The organism is Larkinella arboricola (assembly GCF_003259745.1).
Classification (GTDB): domain Bacteria; phylum Bacteroidota; class Bacteroidia; order Cytophagales; family Spirosomataceae; genus Larkinella; species Larkinella arboricola.
The window spans coordinates 594,780-615,436 of sequence record NZ_QLMC01000002.1 but is presented as its reverse complement, the minus strand read 5'-3'; the positions used below and the strand labels follow the sequence as shown (position 1 = coordinate 615,436).

The window sequence follows — 20,657 nt, the reverse complement described above, 5'->3', positions numbered from 1 at the left end:
ATGCAACGTGCTATACGTCTTCCTGTTGCGCTGTCCATCGGCTTGCTGCTGAATGGCTACTCCGGTGAAGCTCAGGTTATGGCCGCCAACTGGGCGGCACCCGCGTCGGTTAAACCTTCCCCAACGGCTTTCCAGACGCTGCAACTCCGCGATGTGCTTAACCAGTTTAAGACCCGCTACGGGGTTGATATTCTGTATGAAGACCGGATGATTAACGATCAGACCATTCAGCCAACGGCCATTGAACCCGGTGCCACGCTGGAGAAAAATCTGGAAAATGTGCTTCGCCCGCAGGGCCTGCGGTTTCGGAAAGTGAAACACGGTGTTTATGTAATCATCCCCGACAGAAAGCGACCGGGAACTTCCCCCAACGACCCAAACCGTTCTCAGACATCGCTTGATTTCAGTTCCGGAATGGCCGACCCCACTGCCGCCAACCTCCATACCTCCATCGAGTCTGGCCGGGAACGTAGTACCGGCAAAGAATCGGTAGACAAGGCCATTAGCGGCACCGTCAAAAGCGAAACCGGCGAAGGTTTACCGGGTGTAAGTGTCGTGGTCAAAAACACCACGCGCGGTACCACCACCGACGCCGACGGGAGGTTTCGATTGAACGTTCCTGACGAAACGACCACGCTGGTATTCTCGTTTGTCGGCTATCAGAATCAGGAAATTGCCATCGGTAATCGCACCACCATTGACGTGCAGCTGGCCCTCAGCGACCGGTCGCTCGACGAAGTGGTGGTGGTCGGATACGGGAGCGTGAGAAAAAGCGACCTGACCGGTTCGGTGGCGTCGGTCAAATCCGAACAATTGACCGCCTATCCATCCATTGGAGCCGTACAGGCCCTCCAGGGCCGGGCCGCCGGGGTGCAGATTCAGGCCAATAACGGGGAACCAGGTGCCACCTTTAAAGTCAGAATCCGGGGTGGAAACTCCATCAACGCCAGCAGTGACCCAATTTTTGTGGTCGACGGGTTTGTGGGCGGCACCATGCCCCCGCCAGAAGACATCGAATCCGTAGAAGTGCTGAAAGATGCGTCGGCCACGGCCATCTACGGTTCGCGGGGTGCCAACGGGGTAGTGATGGTCACGACCAAACGCGGGAAAAGTGGCAAGGCCCGCATCGATTTCAACGCTTCCTATTCCGGACAGAAGGAAATCAGCCGGCTGAAACTGCTCAACGGCGAACAATTTGTCAATTACATTCATGACATCAACCCCAACTACGTATCGCGGGGGCAAAATACCGACTGGCAGGATCTGGTTTTCCGGCCCGGCAACATCCAGAACTACCAATTATCGCTTTCCGGGGGTACCGATAACGTCAAATATTACCTGTCAGGAGCGTACTTTAACCAGAAAGGAGTTGTGATGAATTCGGACTACAACCGGTTTTCCGTGACCAGCAACATCGACGTAAAAGCCAGCGAGAAGCTGCGCGTGGGGCTGAACATCTTCGCCCAGCGGAGCAACAAAGCCGGGGTCATCAGTCAGGAACTATCGGGCGGCCCCAGCAGCACCGGGGTGATTGCATCGGCTTTTAAGTTTGGTCCCGACCAGGGCATTTACGGCACCAACGGACGGTTTTCGGTAGCCGCCATTAATGACCCCATCGACAACCCCTACGCCCTGGCGACCCAGCGGCAGAACGATAACGTGACCGATCAGGTGCAGGGCAACCTCTTTGCCGAGTACCAGTTGTGGAAAGACCTGAAGTTCCGGACTACCCTGGGCGCTACCACCAACAGCGGCCGTACGGGCACCTTTGTTCCCACAACGATCATGGCCGGGGCATCCGTCGGCGGAGCAGGTTCCATGACCGGAAGCCGAAATACGCTGTTTCAAAACGAAAACTACCTGTCGTATGATCGGACGATTGGCACCGCGCACCGGCTGAGCGCACTGGCCGGTTTTTCCTACCAGAGTTCGCGCAACGAAAACTGGGGCGGCAGTGGCCAATCGTTCATCAGCGACGCCCTCTCCTACTGGAGCCTGGGAAGCTCGTCCGTCTGGCAGGCCCCCTCATCCTCGCTGACCGACTGGAAACTGGCTTCCTGGTACGGGCGGATCAATTACGCCCTGAACGACCGGTATCTGTTTACAGTCAACGGGCGGTACGATGGTTCGTCAACGTTCAGCCGCAACCACAAATGGGCGTTCTTTCCCTCCGGGGCCTTCGCCTGGAACATGAGCAACGAGCCCTTTATGTCCGGTGTCAACTGGGTAACGCAATGGAAATGGCGGGCCAGCTACGGTCTGACCGGTAATCAGGCCATTTCTCCCTACCAAACGCTCGCCCGGTTTTCCACGGTATTTGCGGCCATCAACGGTGTAGCGGTCAACGCCATCGTGCCCTCTTCCATTGCCAACGACGATCTGACCTGGGAAACCACGGCCCAATTCGACCTGGGAACGGACATCAGTCTCTTTAACAACCGGATTAACCTGACGCTGGATTATTACCGCACCGTTACGTCTGATTTGCTGTTCAGCGTGCCGCTGCCCCAGTATTCGGGTTATTCGAGCCAGTTGAAAAACGTCGGCAAAGTGCAGAACAAAGGCTTTGAAATTACGCTTGGTACGCGTAACCTGACCGGCCCGCTGCGGTGGGACATGGACATCAACGTCTCGTTCAACCGCAACAAAGTTCTGAGTCTGCCCAACGGCAACGATATTTTCTACAATTCCGCACCGGGCCACATGGTGGGTCTGGACCAGACGCAGGTGCTGCGGGTGGGCTCACCGGTCGGCAGCATCTACGGCTGGGTGTACGAGGGGGTTTATCAAAACGGCGATGCCTTTCTGGCCGGTTCGGGCTTCGAGCAGGTTGCGGGCGGGGAGAAATTCCGGGATCTGGACGGCAACGGTTCGCTTAACAGCAACGACCGCACCCTCATCGGCAACCCCAACCCGGACTTTATCTGGGGCTGGACCAACGAGCTGAAGTGGAACAACTTTGATCTGAACCTGTTTTTTCAGGGCTCACAGGGCAACGACCTGCTGAGTTACACGCTGATGGAACTTGATCTGCTTTCGGGGATCAACAACGCCACGACCAATGCGCTCAACCGCTGGACGCCTACGAACACAAACACGGACGTTCCGAAAGCGTCCGGCACCCGGACCCGCCGGGTTTCGACCCGCTGGATTTACGACGGAAGCTACATTCGACTGAAAAACCTGGCGGTGGGCTACACCTTCCCCAGCTCCGTTACGAATAAGCTGAAAATTAACCGTCTGCGGCTCTACGCCAGCGCCCAGAACATCCTGACTTTTACAAACTACCCCGGCTATGACCCCGAAGTCAACTACAATTCATCCGGTTCGGTAAACGGCAACCGGAATCTGGGTCTTGACTACGGCAGCTACCCCAATGCCAAGTCGTACACCATCGGATTGAACATCGGGTTATAATCGGTTTTAAAAACGCTTTGATCAATGAAAAATAAACTCCATTCTCTTCTGTTTTCCACCCTCGTCGGTCTTCTGGGTTTTTCCTGCACCGACCTGGAAGAAAAACCCATTGGCGTGCTGGCCCCCGAGGGCTTATTCAAAACCGTGACGGATGTTCAGACGGCCATCAACGGCGCTTACGGTCACATTGCCTCGGAGCCGCTGTATGGCCGGAACTTCGTGCTGGCCCTGATGCTGAAAAGCGACATGGCCGACATCGGCGACCGAACCACGGCTGCGGCCCGCCAGCAGGTCAATGATTTTAACATGGATGCCAGCAACGGCCTGGTGGCTTCGTTCTGGCCCCGCTGGTATATTGTGATCAGTTCCGTCAATGCCGCTATCCGCGGGGGCGAGTCGCTGGGACTTCCGCAGGAGCAAATTAACCCGACGCTGGCTGAAGCGCGTTTTGTGCGGGCTTTTTCTTACTTCCACCTGGTCCAGAACTTCGGCGCCATCCCGTACATTGACGCGTTTGTCACCGACCCCGAATCCGTGAAGTCGATCAGCAAAACACCGGAGGAAGAGGTCTACGCCCGCATCATTGCCGACCTGGAATTTGCTAAACAATGGCTCCCTGACCAGCAGCCCGCCGACGTCCGCACCCGGCCCACCAAAGGATCAGCGGCTACCTGCCTGGCGTCGGTGTACCTGACGCAGGGTAATTACCAGAAAGCATACACGGAGGCCAAATGGATCATTGATAACAAGGACAAGTTTGGCTACCGGCTGGAAGCTGATTTTCAGGACCTTTACATTTCCACCAAAGCCGATCAAATCAAGGAAACCATCTTCGCCGTCGATTTCATTGGTCAAAAAGTGGGGAACGATGCCACGAACGACGACCTGATGGGGGCCATCACCGGCATCCGGGGTACCGATCAGAATGGCTGGAGCGTGGCCGTGCCAACCATGAAAGTGTATACCAGCTGGGATTCGCGCGATTACCGGAAAAAAGTCAGCTTTGAAGATTCCATGAAAATCGGCGGGGTGGTGAAACCGTACACGGCTTTCCCGACCGCAGCCCGGCCCCACATTGCCAAGTTTGCCCGTTACCCCGGCAATGCCAATTCGGAAGGCCGCTATTCCGACCACAACTATTTCTGTTTCCGCTACGCCGAGGTGCTGCTGATTGCCGCCGAGGCTCTGGCCGAAGTAAACGGCGGACCCAATGAGGAAGCGATGGGGTACATCAACCAGATCCGGGCGAGGGCGCGCAACTGGGCCGGGAAGCAAACGGCCTTTCCGGCCAACGTAACAGCGGGTCTCAGCAAGCAGGCTTTTATTGACCTGGTGCTGGAAGAACGACGGCTGGAACTGGCCTTTGAGTTCAAGCGCTGGTACGACATTAAGCGGAGAAAACTGGGAGATATGGTGTTCAAGGGAGCTAATTCGCTGGAACCACACGCCAACTTTACAGCCGACCGTGATTACCTGATGCCATTTCTGAGTACCGAAATGACCATCAATCCGGCACTCGCCCAAAACCCGGGGTATTGATCGGTCGACGGCTGCGAGTAACGTATAAACAGTATGAGTTCAGGATAAAATGGAGAAGAGGCCCGGCAGTTCTGCCGGGCCTCTTCTCCATTTTATCCAACTATTCAATAAAATAATTCACAATACAGTAGTCATTATCAACCCATTACAAATAGGAAAATTCGTTTTAATACCTTTTTAACGTCCTTTTAACATCCTCTTAAGGATAAGATGCGCTTTTTGCATATAATTTGTTCGATTTCAGATAAAGACTCAGCCCAAACCGCGATTCGTACATTTTATATTGAATAAAGATACGGGTAAGCCCGTCACAAACCCTGGCACGCTATAACTTACAACGAGTCTGATGCACCAGCGGACAGATTAAGTTTAACATCCAAGATGATAAAAGCAGTAAAGAAATATCTCCTGACGCTAGGCATATTTTTGTTGAGCGGATATGGCTTTATCTATGCATTTTCATCTGATACGTCTTATTCTTACTCTTCTATCCGGATTACTGAACAGGCGGCCCTTAACCACTTTAGCGTCACCCTAAAAAACCATACCCTAACGCTCAAGTGCCCAGCCGTATCGGATGTAAAGGAAAAAGATACGTGTAAGGTTTTTTCCGAAAAAAGTGAAGAAGAAGATAAAATTTCCCGGTTTATCTCTCTTAAAAAAACCGTAGAAATCAGCCATCATCTTCCTTCGCTTTATACCCGCCTGCTTGCCAGTTTATATTACCAGGTACAAAAGCATTTTCTTGCCTGCCATTATTACGTCTTTACTTCGTTAAGCCGGTATATTATTCTCAGGGTTATCCTGCTATGATGCCTTATTCAAGAGAAAGCCGCGACTTACCTTCTCCTGTTTTACTCCCCTCTTTGCTGTACAAACGACCAAGTCGTATAGCCCAAAAGAAAATACAAGTAAGCTATTCCAGTCCAATCTTATAAGTACCATAAACCTGAATTAAGCAATAAAATTCTCATGAAGAAAATTGTCATGCTCATGAGCTTGTGTGCGCTGTTATTCCACGCAGGCTGTGAATCCAAACACGAAGAAAAAGAAGAAGAAACCGAGTTTCGGGTCACCAGCCCCTTGGAAAAAGATACCTTAATTACCCGGGAGTACGTAAGTCAAATCCGCTCCATCAGCCACATCGAGCTGAGGGCGCTGGAAAAAGGCTATTTACAGAAGATTTTTGTCGATGAAGGCCAGTTTGTCAGGAAAGGCCAGCTTATGTTTCAAATCATGCCGATGCTGTACCAGGCTGAACAGCAAAAGGCGGAGGCTGAAGCCAACTTTGCCGAAATTGAGTATAAAAATACCAAGTCGCTGGCCGATAGCAATGTCGTATCCAAGAACGAACTGGCCCTGGCCAGGGCCAAATTTGACAAGGCCAAAGCTGAATTATCACTCGCCAAAGTTCACGTAGGTTTTACCGAAATCCGGGCTCCGTTTGACGGCATTATGGACCGCTTTCAGGTGCGGTTGGGAAGCCTCCTCGATGAAGGTGATTTGCTGACTACGCTCTCCGATAACAGCAAAATGTGGGTGTATTTCAACGTGCCGGAAGCGGAATACCTGGACTATAAAACCAAGGCTGAAAAAGACAAGCAGACCAAAGTAAACCTGCTGATGGCGAACAATAAACGGTTCAAGTATCCGGGCGTGGTGGAAACGATTGAAGCCGACTTTAACAATGAAACCGGAAACATTGCCTTCCGGGCGACATTCCCGAATCCGGAGGGCCTGTTAAGACATGGCGAAACGGGTAATATCCAGATGACATTACCGCTTACTAATGCCATGATTATTCCACAGAAAGCCACGTTTGAAGTACTCGAAAAAAAGTATGTCTATGTGGTGGATAAAGAAGATAAAGTTCGGTCCAGAGAAGTGACCGTAGCCGCCGAAATGCCCCACATTTTTGTGGTTAGCTCCGGTCTGAAAAAAGATGACCGAATTCTTCTGGAAGGCTTGCGGCAGGTCAAGGAGAACGAAAAAATCCATTGCAAGTTCGAAAAACCGGAGTCTGTCATCGCCCACCTGGGGCTGTATGCCGAATAATCCGCTATCCTAAAAGCAGAAGATATGTTTAATAAATTCATACGCCGACCGGTATTTGCGATAGTTCTATCGGTCATGATCGTCTTTATCGGTGTACTGGCTATCAAGAAATTACCGATTTCGCAGTTCCCGGATATTGCCCCCACAACCGTCAATATATTCATTGCGTACCCCGGAGCCAGTGCCGACGTGCTGGTAAAATCCACGCTCATTACGCTGGAGCAGGCCATCAACGGGGTGCAGGATATGCGGTATATCGCCACCGATGCCACCAGCGCCGGTGAGGCCACCCTCCGCATTATCTTTGAACCCGGAACCGACCCGAACGATGCCGTTATCCGGGTGAAAACCCGGGTAGACCAGGTGATGCCGCTTCTGCCCGAACTCGTTCAGCGTGAAGGAGTTATCATTACACCGATCCAGCCCAGTATGCTGATGTACGTCAACCTCTATTCCGAGGACAAGAGCATTGACGAAAAATTCCTGTTCAACTACGCTACCGTTAAAATGATCCCCGAAATCCAGCGGACCAAAGGGGTCGCCCGGGCGCAGATTCTGGGTAGTCGGCGGTACGCGATGCGCGTCTGGCTGAACCCTGACCGGATGCGGGCCTACAACATTTCTACCGAGGAGGTCATGAAGGCGTTAGGCGAGCAAAGCATCATTGGCCGACCCGGTCGGCTGGGGCAAAGCTCCGGTATTGCAGCCCAGTCGCTGGAATATGTGCTTACCTACAAAGGACGTTACAGCGAGCCGAAAGAGTACGAGGATATCATTATCCGGGCTAATGCCGAAGGGGAGAGCATTCACCTGAAAGACATCGCCAAAGTTGAATTGGGAAGTGAATTTTTCGATATCTATTCCAACCTCGACGGCCACGCTTCGGCGGCCATTGTCCTGCGGCAAAATTACGGCAGTAACGCCAGTGAAGTGATCGAAGAGGTAAAAGAGAAGCTTGCGGTCATGAAAGCTTCTTTTCCGCCGGGGGTAGATTACAAAATCAGCTATGACGTGTCGCAGTTTCTGGATGCGTCCATCGAACAGGTTGTTCACACCCTGCGCGACGCCTTTATCCTGGTTGCCCTGGTGGTGTTTATCTTCCTGGGTGACTGGCGTTCGACGCTGATCCCGATTCTTGCGGTGCCGGTTTCTCTGATTGGGGCGTTTTTCGTCATTCAGGCGTTTGGCCTTTCCATCAACCTGATTACGCTTTTTGCGCTGGTACTGGCCATTGGTATTGTGGTCGATGACGCGATTGTGGTGGTGGAAGCCGTACACGCCAAAATGGAGGAAGAGCCGCATCTAACCCCATTCAGTGCGGTTAAGAAAGTGCTGGGTGAAATTAGCGGGGCTATCATCGCCATCACGGCCGTCATGGTATCGGTATTCCTGCCCATTTCGTTTATGTCGGGTCCGGTCGGTACGTTCTATCGGCAGTTCTCAATTACGATGGCCAGCTCCATTGTGATTTCAGCCCTGATCGCTCTGACGCTGACGCCTGTGTTATGCGCCATGCTCCTGAAAAACCATCACGGACACGCCAGAAAGAAAAACCTGCTGACCCGGGCGCTCGACAGCTTCAACCGTGGGTTTGATAAAATGACCGGCCGGTATGTGGGTCTGTTACAGCTCATCGTCAACCGCCGGGTCCTGACGTGGGTAATTCTGGCGGCTTTCTGTCTGGGCATCGCGTACGAAAATCAGATTCTGCCTGCCGGTTTTATTCCGAATGAAGACCAGAGTACGGTTTATGCCATTATCCAGACGCCCCCGGGTTCTACGCTGGAAAAGACCAACGAGGTTTCGCAACGGCTTCAGAAAATCTGCGAAGAAGTGCCCGGTATCGAGTCGGTATCGTCACTGGCCGGTTACGAGATCATGACCGAAGGCCGGGGCTCCAACGCCGGTACCTGTCTGATTAACCTGAAACCGTGGTCGGAGCGCGACCAAAACGTGAAGGAAATCATGGAAGAACTGGAGGCAAAATCGAAAGGGCTTGGGGCCACGGTCGAGTTTTTCGAACCACCAGCCATCCCCGGTTTTGGTACTTCGGGCGGTTTTTCGATGCGTCTGCTGGATAAAAATACCGATACGGACTACCATGAGTTTGACGAGGTAAACAAGGAATTTCTGGAGAATCTGGCCAAACGGAAAGAGCTGACGGGCCTGTTTACCTTCTTTGCCGCGAATTATCCGCAGTACGAACTGGAAATTGACAACAAGCGGGCCATGCAAAAGGGCGTATCGATCGGCAAAGCGATGGACAACCTCAACATCATGATCGGTAGTACCTACGAACAAGGCTTTATCAAGTTCAACCAGTTCTTTAAAGTCTACGTACAGTCTGACCCGAGTTTCCGGAGGCTGCCGTCCGATCTGCTGAACCTGTTTGTGAAAAACGAAGCGGGCGAAATGGTCCCTTACTCGGCTTTCATGACGCTGAAAAAAGGCCAGGGTCCGAATGAGATTACCCGTTTCAACCTGTACAATTCAGCCGCCATTCAGGGGCTTCCGGCCAAGGGCTACACTACGGCTGACGCCATCCAGGCCATTCGGGAAGTGGCCGCCAAGACGTTGCCCAAAGGGTACGACATCGCTTTTGAAGGTCTTTCGTACGACGAATCGATCCGGGGCAATGAGTCGCTGTATGTGTTCCTGATTGTGGTGGCCTTTGTCTACATGGTGCTAGCTGCGCAGTACGAAAGTTTCATTATCCCGTTAGCGGTATTGTTCTCGCTGCCAGTCGGGATTTTTGGTTCGTTCCTGACGCTGAAGCTCATGGGACTGGAAAACAATATCTACGCCCAGATCGGGCTCATCATGCTGGTGGGTCTGCTGGGGAAAAACGCCGTGCTGATCGTCGAGTTTGCGGTGCAGAAGCGCCAGCAGGGCGCCACCATTCTGGCCGCAGCCATCGAAGGGGCCAAAGTCCGTTTCCGCCCGATCCTGATGACCTCCTTCGCCTTTGTTGCCGGATTGATCCCATTGATTATTGCAACCGGTGCGGGCGCAATCGGAAACCGTACCATTGGGGCTTCCGCTCTGGGTGGTATGTTATTCGGAACCATTTTCGGCGTCATCATCATCCCCGGTCTGTACTACATCTTTGGTCATCTGGCCGATGGCCGGAAGCTGATTAAAGATGAAGAGGCTGATCCGCTATCAGAAAACTTTGTCCATACCATCGACGCTTTTCCCCAACCTGAAGAAAGTGAAATCAATGAGCATTAAAAGAATAGGACATTGCTTAGGGACCATGGCACTCATTACCCTACTCAATTCCGCCTGCCAGACACCGGCTTTAGTGACCCGAACCGAAAACAGAACCGTACCCGCGAGCTACACCGATTCGCAAGACTCGGCCAACACGGCGAAGGTTAGATGGAGGGATTTCTTTACGGACCCCTATCTGAACGACCTGATTGATCTGGCCCTGAAAAACAACCAGGAACTGAATATTACCCTACAGGAGATCGAGATTTCCCGCAACGAAATCAAAGCCCGGCAGGGGGAGTATTTGCCCTTTGTCAGTGTGGGCGGTGGAGCCGGTATTGAAAAAACGCCCCGCTACACCAGACTGGGCGCCCTCGAAGCCACGACGGATATCAAACCCGAACGGGAAATGCCTGATCCGCTGCCGGATTTTCGGGTGGGCGCGTTTGCCCGGTGGGAAGTGGATATCTGGCACAAACTGCGGAATGCCAAAAAAGCCGCCATTTCCCGGTATCTGGCTTCGATGGAAGGACGAAACTTCATGGTCACCAACCTGATTGCCGAAATTGCCAACTCGTACTACGAATTGCTGGCCCTCGACAATCAACTGGCGATTATCAGACAGAATATTGACATTCAGAGCAATGCGTTGAAAATTGTCAGGATGGAGAAAGAAGCCACCCGGGTGACCGAACTGGCCGTCCGCCGGTTTCAGGCCCAGGTGCTGAACACGCAAAATCTCCAGTATGATATCCAGCAACGGATTATCGAGGCCGAAAACCGGATTAATTTTCTGGTAGGCCGGTATCCGCAGCCGGTTCAGCGCAACAATCAGGGTTTTGAGAGCCTGGTTCCGGCGGTGATTCAGGCCGGTTTGCCGTCCCAGTTGCTGGAAAACCGTCCGGACGTCCGGCAGGCCGAGCATGATCTGGCTGCCGCCCGACTGGATGTGCAGGTGGCAAAAGCTAACTTTTACCCGTCGCTGGGCCTTTCTGCCGGGCTGGGCATTCAGTCATTCAACCCCGTCTACCTGGCGACGTTACCGGAATCCCTGCTGGCATCGCTGGTCGGTGACCTGGCCGGACCCGTTGTCAACAAAAACGCGATCAAAGCCGCCTATGTCAGCGCAAACGCCCGGCAGATCCAGGCGGTTTACAATTACGAACGGACGCTCCTGAACGCGTACATCGAGGTGGTCAATCAGTTGTCGAAGATCAGCAATCTGGAAAAAAGCTACGGGGTCAAGTCGAATGAAGTGCAGGCACTGACCGAATCGATCACGATTTCAAACCGTCTGTTTAGCTCCGCCCGGGCCGACTACATGGAAGTGCTGCTGACCCAACGGGATGCCCTGGAATCACGATTCGACCTGATTGAAACCAAAATGCAGCAGCTTAATGCCGTGGTAAACGTTTACCGGGCGTTGGGTGGCGGCTGGAATTAGCAGAAAGCCACTCCATTAAGAACGATCCAATATGCCCCTCCTGATGAGCCTGCCCGGCTTGATGAGGAGGGGCATATTCATTCCCTGATCTGACAGTTACTGGAATTTGTAAGGCATCAGACCTGAAAGGTCGTTGTCTCATTTCCGGTTCCACCAGTAGCGCAGACAAACGACCCGGATGCTCACTAAAACGGTCCGCACAGCGGGATTTTAAACTTTCTCCTTGCCGACGGGTTCAACCAGCAAGCTCATCACCATTATTTAAACCGTTTTACACGTATGGAAAATCAAAATCCACAACCGCAGGAAACCACGCTCGACCAGACTAATTACGATTCCATCGACTTCGACCGGGCAACCAACGACAATGAAGCAGCCGCTATGGAGTCGGGGGCTGATCTGGACGATGAAGACAACATTCGCGGGGAATCCGATTAGGCAACCTATCTCCTGCCCCCTGTCAATTCGCCTGTCGAAAACCGACGGGCGTTTTTTTGTTTTGGCATTCAATACGTTGGTAAAATGCGCTGGGTGACCAGGCTCGCCGGCAAGTTCGCGACATAGATTCTTCCGTGCTCCCAACCCGTAGTTCAGTCGTTTCAGGTGATTGCCTTCCCGGGTAGATTTGCCCATATCCGTACGCAACACATCCTAAAACTGGTTGCAGTACTTCAACAACCTCTCCAGCTTAGTGAGCTAAACCGTATGGGTTGCATCCCGACGCGCTACCCCTACTCCCGTTGAATCCTGGCATTCGATGCTGGTCCTTTTCCGCCCTCGAAATATGCCGCTTCGTGGGGGATCAACCTCCTGTTCAGTCATGAAAAAGCCGTGCGGTTTGTGGTTCAGCACCGGAAGAGGCTCTGGTGACCAGAACGGTTTTTGCCATCAAAAAGCGGATTGGAAGTTACCTGAACAAAGGCAAAAGGTCTTGTGAATACCTAATTATGATTAAAATCATATAAAAAAATCCGAAATCCTGACAAAAATCATACAGAATCGGGCCTGACAAATGATGTTTGAATCATTACTTACAACGGAGTTACACGAGCTTGTTCAGGTTCCTGCTCTAAACAAGGCCATAAAACAGCGAATATGAATTACTGTATTGATTTTATTGCGTTTAACGTTCCACCCACCAAAGTACCCTGGGCTATGCTTTATGTATACCATGAGAATTTCAAGCAGGGCTTTTTTATATCGGCCAACTGAAAGACACTCCCCGATCCTTCGTTAGTCAATACCGGTATATAGGCTAAGCTTTCCGATCTTTACGGCATGAAGCAAGCCTTAGTTCTTTTGTTGATTCTATACGGTTTTAGCACCTCGGCCCAGGTTCTGCGGAAACGAACGGTCAAATTGATGGGTAGCCGGTTTGACATCATCCTTGTCGCGCCCGACTCCCTGACGGCCGAATCGCATATCGATACCGTCATCGCTGAAGTAACGCGGATTGAAAATTTAATTTCCGACTGGAAAGAGGACTCCCAGATTTCACAGGTTAATAAAAATGCCGGGATCGCTCCGGTCCGGGTGGACCCCAAAGTATTTGCCCTGACCGAACGGGCCCTCCATTTTTCCCGAATTACCAGGGGCGCTTTTGACATCAGTTTTGCCGCCATGGACCGGATCTGGAAGTTTGATGGCTCCATGACAGAAATGCCCGATCCGGAAACCGTTAAAAAATCGGTGGAAAAAGTAGGCTATCGGGATATTCTTCTGGACCGGGCACATTCCACCATTTTTCTCAAACGCAAAGGCATGAAGATCGGCTTCGGGGCGCTGGGAGAAGGATATGCTGCCGACCGGTGCCGCGACCTCATGCTGGCCAAAGGGATAAAAGCCGGGATTGTCAACGGTTCGGGTGACATGAGCACCTGGGGGAAACAACCGGACGGCAGTGACTGGACGGTTGGAATTACCAATCCGCTCCGCAAAGACACCGTTTTTGCGGTCCTGCCTCTGCGGCAAAGCGCCGTTGTCACTTCCGGAAGCTACGAAAAGTTTGTGGTGTTCAACGGCAGACGGTATTCGCACATCATCAACCCCCGTACGGGTTATCCGGCCACCGGCGTGAGCAGTGTGACGGTCTTTGGCCCCAGCGCCGAAACGGCCAATGGTTTCAGCACGTCGCTGATGGTGCTGGGCCAGGAAGCTGGATTGAAATTAATCAAAAAACACCCCGACTACAGCTACATTCTGATTACCGATAACGGCCGGATTTTCTCCGCCCCCGGTCTGGACATCAAAAAGGACAATCTATAGTAAATAGTAGGCAAAAAACCGCTGAGCTTCCAGAAAACCGGGTTTTGCTAACCGGGCCGTGCGTCTGCATCGGGTCTACCCGTGTGTCTACTTACCTGCCGTCCTTCGCCCCGTTTTAGCGAAGAAACACTATTCTTTCAAATATTTATACAAAATTGTTTGTTATATAATTTACTTACATATATTTGATCGTAAATCAAATAGACCGATAAGCCTATGACGACAGCGCATCAGGAGTTTCTATGGAGAACTCTAAAAACGATTATCATGCAGGTTCTGAACCAGCACGGGCGTATGTACGGATATGAAATCAACCGGGCAGTCCAGAACCGCACGGATGGCAACCTAACGCTAACGTTTGGAATGGTTTATCCGCTGCTGCATCAACTGGAACGCGAGGGAGCCTTGCTGACTCAAACGGAAGAAGTGGATGGGCGCCTGCGTAAATATTATTGCCCACGGCCCTCCACCGAGCTACCCACTTCCCGCCAACCGACTGATCACAACCGCCTTATCCGCATGACACAGCCATTTCTGAAGCCCTCATCTACCTGGGCGGTGTGTCAATAAAGCGGCCCCATCGTTCTATTCTTATTCCTTTTATCCCTGTATAGCCATGATAAAATTAACCGCATTACACCTTCAGCAACTGGATCAGGCGCTGGTCCGAAGCGGACTGCCCCAGGTCCTGCATCTTGAATTACTGGACCATCTTGCCATCGACATCGAGCATGCCATGGTGGATGGACAGGACTTTTCAGCCGCTCTGCATCAGGTTATGCAGCAGGTCAATGCAGAGGCAATTGCCCAGTTGAAGCAAATCGACCAACAGATGCAGGATCGGGCGGTTGTGCCAGCCTTCGCAAACCGTGTGTCCGTGCGACGGTACCGCAAACGCCATCGGGCGACCGACCAATTCAAAATCTGGCGGCAAACCAGTGTCCTGGCCTTTGTTACCCTGATGATCTGCCTGTTCTGGATGAGTCCGGTTTTCAGCATCCCGCTGACGGCGTTCGGGAGCGTCTGTATAGTCGCCCTAACCAGCCTGCTGGGTGCGCTGGGCGCCCGGTTATTTACCCCTCGCCGATCCCGCAAAATCCGGCTTCAGGGGGCCTAGCGGGTCTGTCCTGTCTTATCAATCTCCATCCTTTTCTACCCTCCCTTCCCTCCGATATGCTTACGCACTACCTGACGCTGACCTGGCGTCACTTCTGGCAAAACCGTTCTGTTAACCTCATCAGCATCGGCGGTCTGGCGGTGGGACTGACCAGCGGTTTGATCATTTTTCTGGTCGTCAACTATCTATTTAGCTTCGACCGTTACCATCCCCATCTGGACCGGTCGTACTGGATTGTTACCGACGTGAAGGGTGAGCGCACGACCCCAACCGATGCAGCGCCCCGCCCGCTGGCCGAAGTGCTCCGGCGAGACTATCCGTTTGTGGAAAGTGCCACCCGGCTGGAAACCTTCTTTGGACGTACAATCAGCGTTCCGGATGGCAAAGGCGGCTGGGCCAAGAAGTTTAACGAAGCCCGAAACATATGCTTCGCCGAACCACAGTATTTTGACTTATTCGGGATTGAATGGGTGAGCGGCCATCCTGAAACGGCTCTGAATGCCCCCAATACCATTGTGATCAGCGAACGATACGCCCGTAAGTATTTTGATTCGGCGCCCGCGATTGGTCGCACGTTGCGGTTGGATAACCGTATCAACCTCATCGTAACCGGGGTTATTAAAAATCCGCCAGCCAATACCCAGCTTCGTTACGATGCGCTGGTATCCTACGCTACCATTCCAATGCAGGAAGGAGCGGCTGCTCTTGAGGACTGGGTAGGGCTTCAGGCTATGTGTTTTGTGCGTTTGCGGGAAGGTGCCGACCCGCAGCAGTTGCAGCGGGCCTTACCGGCCATCGGTCAGAAGTACCTGACCGCCAATGACCGCGCTCATTTTGCTTACCAGATGCTGCCCCTGGAAGACCTCAACCACGAGCGGAGCGGAACGGCTCCCCGGCCAGTGCTATACGCCCTGATTGCCGTGGGACTGCTGCTGGTTCTGGCTGCCTGCGTCAATTACATCAATCTGGCTACGGCCCGGGCGTTACGACGATCCCGGGAAGTTGGGGTTCGCAAGGTGGTTGGCAGCACCCGCTGGCAATTGATGGGACAATTGCTGCTGGAAACGGCCCTGATTACGCTGGCGGCTGTGCTGCTGGCTCTGCTGCTGACGCAACTGGCCCTGCCGGTGGTCAATCAGACACTGGCGAGTCAGATCGAAATGCTCAGTCCGGAAATTTCTATTGGTGATTTGCTCGAACCCAGGGCTGCTCTCTGGTTTGTCAGCCTGATTATTGTCGTTATTCTGTCAGCGGGTTTTTATCCTGCACTAGTGCTGGCAGGTTTTGATGTCACCAAGGCTCTGGCCGGTCTTCTGGCCACCCGGCGCACGGGTCGTTTTTCAGCCAGACAAGGACTGATTGTTGGGCAATTTATTCTAGCTCAGTTATTTTTAATGGCTGTACTGGTCATTACCGCGCAGATGCACCATATGCAAACCGCCGAATGGGGCTTCCGCCAGGACAACATACTGTCCGTCTGGCTACCCCGGGAAGGTACACTGCCTTTAACCCAACTAAAAGAAAGCTGGCTTCAGCAACCGGGCGTGACGGCGGTTACTTTCGGCAGCGATCCGCCTGCTTCCCCTTACAACCGCCCCAGTCCCTTCAGCTATCACACAGCTACCGAGCCGGAACCCTTCGAAACCCGTATCCGGGCTGCCGACGAAAACTACCTACCGGTTTTTGGCCTGTCGCTGGTGGCCGGACGAAACTTTCGGGCTGCCGACACAACCGGCCAGGAAGTGCTGGTTAATCAGACGCTCGTCAGGCAGTTGGGTACGACCCCACAGGCCGTCGTGGGGAAACGGATGCGGGTGAAAGATGCCGACCGCACCATTGTGGGCGTGATACGGGATTTTCGTAGTGGCGATTTGCACCAGCCAATCTTACCCGTTACGCTGATTCACGATGTCCCCCACAGCCGGATGGCCATGCTGAGTCTGGCCCCGGACCCATCGGCTACCACCCTGAAGGCCATCCAACAGGTTTGGGATAAAACGCTGCCGGATCAGGTGTACCGAGCTGATTTTCTGAGCGATTTATTCAAGACCTTTACCGGGGCAGAGCGACTGATTGCGGCTTTGGTTCAGGTGTTTGCGGGTATTGCTATCAGTATGAGCTGCCTGGGGTTGTACGGTCTGGTCACCTTCATGGCCGAAGTGCGATCCAAGGAAATCGGCGTTCGGCGGGTGTTGGGTGCCCGGACCGGGCAATTGCTCTGGTTGTTTGGCCGGGAGTTCGGCAAACTGCTGGCACTCGGTTTTATAATAGCCGCCCCGCTTGGGTGGTGGTTAATGACGGGATGGCTGCAACAGTACGCCCACCGCATCCCCATGAGCGGCTGGCTATTGGTGGCTACGTTGGTACTGACCGTTCTGATCACCGGTCTGACCGTCTTCCGGCAAGCCCTGCGGGCCACCCTGGCTAATCCGGTTCACTACCTGCGCGTTGACTGAAATCTACGTACACCAAAGCGCATCCCGATACCCGCAGGGTCGTGTTCCCTCCATTTCGATAATGGAGGGAACATTTGTCTGGGGTTTATGGGATCTCAGCGGATGACCGTAACGCGTAAGAAAGTGGCCGCAATAGACGTGCTGTACTGGTCGGAACTGGTGTTTTGGCTCTCAAACAGGGCGTTTAAGTCTTGCTGTAGCTCCCGGGCTTTACCATTCCTTTCAGCGGCTTCAAAAGCATTCATGGTCGGACCGTAATAGTTTTTGAACTGATTGACAAACTCGGAAGGTGAGTAAGGGGCGTTAAACGTAAACGTATCCCGCAGAAAAGAGATATTTTCTCGGACCACGCCAGCTTGTTCAAACCGCTCAATCACGTGGCTCTCCACTCCCCACAACATAGGACTTATAAAACCTTCGGGCGGTGGGGGTGTATAGGCCGAACTGATTCGTAAGAGTTGCGCCACCAGGGTAGGATCACCCGGTATCCAGTTTCCCATCACGATCCGTCCGCCCGGCCGGGTGACCCGAACCATTTCTTTGGCTACTTCAACGGGCTTGGGAGCAAACATGGCACCAAATATACTGATGACCAGATCAAAGCTTGCCTCCTTTAACTCGTGCAGATCGGTTGCATCCCCCTCCTGAAAAGTACAGTTGGTCAGTCCCTGAGCGCTTGCCCGTCGGTTACCGGCTTCGACCAGATTACGGGCGATATCGACTCCCAGTACCCTCGCGCCCCTTTCGGCGACCGGTATGGCTGTCGTACCATCCCCACAACCCAGGTCAAGGACGTTAAGATCGTTGGTAATGCCTAGCTGGGCAACTAACGCTTCTCCGCTTTGCCGCATGGTTTGGGCAATCTGGGTGAAGTCGCCTTTTTCCCATAATGCTTTGTTTGGATTCATCGTCATGTTCATACTCGAGAGGTAGCGTTTAAGTCTTCATTCTTAACGTTTTGCCAATTAAGCGCCCTGTCCCTTCAGGCCGCCGGAAGGAGCCTCCTGGACCCCAGCAAGGATTTTCAGGAAAAGCCCGCTTTGGCTGGATGCCTGAACCAGGTAATAGCAACCGAATCACCGCCCCGAAAATCCGATAACACACTGAAGATAAGCCCTTTCCGCCAACAAACCACACCTTATTGAGCCAACGGCAAAAGTAGAAAGGCTATTTCGGCGTACTACACGCTCACTGATACGATGTTCATTTTACTATTTCCCAACTGGACCGCATAAACCCAACGTGAGAATAGAAGGTTATTGTTATGCCTTCGTAGGGCAGCGCCTATGGTTTCGAGCGGCATACCGGTCACCCCTTCTTTAATCCGGAAGAGGGCTAAAGCTCAGCCTTGACCTGGTCAGCACCCTGTGGAAGGTCCATTAAAAGGCAAACGAGCTAAAAACAGAACCGCTTTATCACATCAAACCGCAACCCATGGCACACTTTGAAACCGTCATCTTTATTCTAGCCATATTGCTCGGTTTGTCGGCTATGGCCGACAAAATACGACTGCCTTACCCCATCCTACTGGTTGCCAGTGGATTATTGATCGGGTTCGTGCCTTTTTTGCCCAATCTGGCTCTGGATCCTGACGTAGCACTGGTGATCTTCCTTCCCCCACTGCTCTACGATGCAGCCTCCAAAACCTCCTGGCAGGAGTTTACGCATTCCATTCGGCCAATCACTACGCTGGCCGTTACCCTGGTGTTTTTCACCACAACGGCTGTAGCCATTGCTGCCTACTACGTGATTCCGGGTTTTAGCTGGCCGCTCGCTTTCGTGCTGGGGGCCATTGTTTCGCCCCCGGACGCGGTGGCCGCTAACAGCATCATTAAGGGGCTTGGGCTAAACAAACGGGTTATTGCCATTCTGGAAGGCGAAAGTCTGCTCAACGATGCCTCCGCCCTGATCGCCTACCGGTATGCCGTAGCCGCCGTGATGACCGGCAGCTTTGTGCTTTGGCAGGCCAGTCTGCAATTTCTGTTCGTGGCCGGGGGCGGTATGCTGATCGGCGGTGTACTGGGTTGGTTGCTGGCGCTGGTGCTGCGAAGAATATCGAGTGCCACCATCCAAACCAGCCTGACCTTACTGGCTCCTTATCTGGCCTTCTTAGCCGCAGAACATGTACACACATCCGGCATTCTGGCCGTTGTCTGCACCGGTCTGCTGATTACCCGGCGTGCACCGGAAGTGTTTTCTCCCCAGGCCCGCCTGGAATCCAGAGCCGTCTGGGACACTACCATTTTTTTGCTCGAAGGGATCGTTTTTATCCTGATCGGATTGCAGCTCCCGGCGATTGTGGAGGGTTTGCGCGGTTACACGGTTGAGCAACTGGCGCTGTATAGTGTTGCCGTCAGCGTCGTCACCATTGTCATTCGGATTTTGTGGGTGTTTTTCAGCACGTACTATCCTCGTCTACTGGGAAGGTCGGCTTCGACGAACGGCACGGCGTCAGACCCCAATAAGCAACCGAATGAAATCGACTGGCGTAACGTGCTGATTGTCGCCTGGACCGGAACCCGGGGGGTCATCTCACTGGCCACCGCACTGGCTCTGCCGCTCACGCTGGCCAATGGTCAGTTGTTTCCGCAACGTCCACTGATTCTGTTTCTGGCCTTCGTGGTAATCCTGGTTACGCTGGTGCTCCAGGGGCTGACCTTACCGCTGCTCGTGCGGCTGCTGGGTGTAAAGCCCCAGAACGAACAGGCACGGGAGGCCCAATCGCTTGAATTATTGCTGGCCAGCCGGGCGCTGAAGTACCTGGAACATGACTTTCCAATGCCCTTGTCCGGCGGGCATAAACAAGCCCTTATCCGACGGTATCAACTGCTGGTTAACGAACTCGGCGCTACGCTCAACGAAGCAGAACCGGCCTCAAACCCCGCTGGAGACCATTCTTCGGTTAACGAAATGCGGACGGCTGAGCGCACCCTGAGTGAATACCAGCAGGCCCTTCTTGTCGAGTTGGCCAGAGAAAACCGCTTCAGTGATGATGTGTTGCGGGCGGCAGAACGTCGCCTGGATCTGGAAATGGCTCGGCTCGACGCCTGGGACCAATCCGCCGGTGAGTAGAAGCCGTATCCGATGAATCCTTTACAGGCACGGAATAGCGATAAACAAACGGTATTGCTTTGTAGTATTGCCGGCAACC

13 protein-coding genes are annotated in these 20,657 nt (G+C 53.0%); 12 read left to right on the top strand and 1 reads right to left on the bottom strand.

Annotated elements, in window-relative coordinates:
* The 11 genes from LX87_RS09605 (at position 1) to LX87_RS09560 (ending at position 17,506) form a co-directional block, all read left to right on the top strand.
* Positions 1–3,417, top strand: coding sequence for a SusC/RagA family TonB-linked outer membrane protein (locus LX87_RS09605; protein ID WP_229310609.1), 3,417 nt, complete (start codon positions 1–3; stop codon positions 3,415–3,417).
* A gap of 24 nt (positions 3,418–3,441) precedes the next feature.
* Positions 3,442–4,956 (top strand): RagB/SusD family nutrient uptake outer membrane protein, encoded by a 1,515-nt coding sequence (locus tag LX87_RS09600; RefSeq protein ID WP_111627986.1) that lies wholly within the window; start codon positions 3,442–3,444, stop codon positions 4,954–4,956.
* Positions 4,957–5,337: 381 nt separating this feature from the next.
* A complete protein-coding gene (locus LX87_RS09595; RefSeq protein WP_111627985.1) occupies positions 5,338–5,769 on the top strand; it encodes a hypothetical protein in 432 nt (143 codons plus the stop codon).
* Between the two features lie 159 nt (positions 5,770–5,928).
* A complete protein-coding gene (locus LX87_RS09590; protein ID WP_111627984.1) occupies positions 5,929–7,011 on the top strand; it encodes an efflux RND transporter periplasmic adaptor subunit in 1,083 nt (360 codons plus the stop codon).
* A 24-nt stretch (positions 7,012–7,035) separates the two neighbouring features.
* Positions 7,036–10,242, top strand: coding sequence for an efflux RND transporter permease subunit (locus LX87_RS09585; protein ID WP_111627983.1), 3,207 nt, complete (start codon positions 7,036–7,038; stop codon positions 10,240–10,242).
* Positions 10,232–11,668: a TolC family protein gene (locus LX87_RS09580; RefSeq protein WP_111627982.1), complete on the top strand. Its 1,437-nt coding sequence runs from the start codon at positions 10,232–10,234 to the stop codon at positions 11,666–11,668. Before LX87_RS09585 ends, LX87_RS09580 begins: the two co-directional genes overlap by 11 nt.
* Positions 11,669–11,947: 279 nt before the next feature.
* Positions 11,948–12,106 (top strand): hypothetical protein, encoded by a 159-nt coding sequence (locus LX87_RS28785; protein WP_170139333.1) that lies wholly within the window; start codon positions 11,948–11,950, stop codon positions 12,104–12,106.
* 840 nt (positions 12,107–12,946) lie between these two features.
* Positions 12,947–13,933: an FAD:protein FMN transferase gene (locus LX87_RS09575; RefSeq protein WP_111627981.1), complete on the top strand. Its 987-nt coding sequence runs from the start codon at positions 12,947–12,949 to the stop codon at positions 13,931–13,933.
* Between the two features lie 267 nt (positions 13,934–14,200).
* The gene (locus tag LX87_RS09570; protein ID WP_229310608.1) at positions 14,201–14,503 is read left to right on the top strand and encodes a PadR family transcriptional regulator; all 303 of its coding nucleotides are present in this window, start codon (positions 14,201–14,203) and stop codon (positions 14,501–14,503) included.
* A gap of 46 nt (positions 14,504–14,549) precedes the next feature.
* Entirely contained in the window at positions 14,550–15,050 is a 501-nt protein-coding gene (locus LX87_RS09565; protein ID WP_111627979.1) for a hypothetical protein, read from the top strand.
* A 56-nt stretch (positions 15,051–15,106) separates the two neighbouring features.
* Positions 15,107–17,506: an ABC transporter permease gene (locus LX87_RS09560; protein ID WP_111627978.1), complete on the top strand. Its 2,400-nt coding sequence runs from the start codon at positions 15,107–15,109 to the stop codon at positions 17,504–17,506.
* A gap of 95 nt (positions 17,507–17,601) precedes the next feature.
* Here LX87_RS09560 and LX87_RS09555 read toward each other — a convergent pair whose 3' ends face one another.
* On the bottom strand, positions 17,602–18,426 hold the full coding sequence (locus tag LX87_RS09555) for a class I SAM-dependent methyltransferase (RefSeq protein ID WP_111627977.1): 825 nt from the start codon (positions 18,424–18,426) through the stop codon (positions 17,602–17,604).
* Positions 18,427–18,940: 514 nt separating this feature from the next.
* Between LX87_RS09555 and LX87_RS09550 the strand changes: the two genes are divergently transcribed.
* Positions 18,941–20,578 carry a Na+/H+ antiporter gene (locus tag LX87_RS09550; RefSeq protein ID WP_111627976.1) on the top strand — a complete coding sequence of 546 codons (1,638 nt, stop codon included), beginning with the start codon at positions 18,941–18,943 and terminating at the stop codon, positions 20,576–20,578.
* Positions 20,579–20,657: the final 79 nt, after the last annotated feature.

Excerpts from the sequence above, each read along its gene's own strand:
- LX87_RS09550 (WP_111627976.1), top strand. The coding sequence starts at position 18,941 with ATGGCACACTTTGAAACCGTCATCTTTATTCTAGCCATATTGCTCGGT.
- LX87_RS09555 (WP_111627977.1), bottom strand. The coding sequence starts at position 18,426 with ATGAACATGACGATGAATCCAAACAAAGCATTATGGGAAAAAGGCGAC.
- LX87_RS28785 (WP_170139333.1), top strand. The coding sequence starts at position 11,948 with ATGGAAAATCAAAATCCACAACCGCAGGAAACCACGCTCGACCAGACT.
- LX87_RS09575 (WP_111627981.1), top strand. The coding sequence starts at position 12,947 with ATGAAGCAAGCCTTAGTTCTTTTGTTGATTCTATACGGTTTTAGCACC.
- LX87_RS09580 (WP_111627982.1), top strand. The coding sequence starts at position 10,232 with ATGAGCATTAAAAGAATAGGACATTGCTTAGGGACCATGGCACTCATT.
- LX87_RS09605 (WP_229310609.1), top strand. The coding sequence starts at position 1 with ATGCAACGTGCTATACGTCTTCCTGTTGCGCTGTCCATCGGCTTGCTG.
- LX87_RS09585 (WP_111627983.1), top strand. The coding sequence starts at position 7,036 with ATGTTTAATAAATTCATACGCCGACCGGTATTTGCGATAGTTCTATCG.
- LX87_RS09565 (WP_111627979.1), top strand. The coding sequence starts at position 14,550 with ATGATAAAATTAACCGCATTACACCTTCAGCAACTGGATCAGGCGCTG.
- LX87_RS09590 (WP_111627984.1), top strand. The coding sequence starts at position 5,929 with ATGAAGAAAATTGTCATGCTCATGAGCTTGTGTGCGCTGTTATTCCAC.
- LX87_RS09570 (WP_229310608.1), top strand. The coding sequence starts at position 14,201 with ATGCAGGTTCTGAACCAGCACGGGCGTATGTACGGATATGAAATCAAC.
- LX87_RS09560 (WP_111627978.1), top strand. The coding sequence starts at position 15,107 with ATGCTTACGCACTACCTGACGCTGACCTGGCGTCACTTCTGGCAAAAC.
- LX87_RS09600 (WP_111627986.1), top strand. The coding sequence starts at position 3,442 with ATGAAAAATAAACTCCATTCTCTTCTGTTTTCCACCCTCGTCGGTCTT.
- LX87_RS09595 (WP_111627985.1), top strand. The coding sequence starts at position 5,338 with ATGATAAAAGCAGTAAAGAAATATCTCCTGACGCTAGGCATATTTTTG.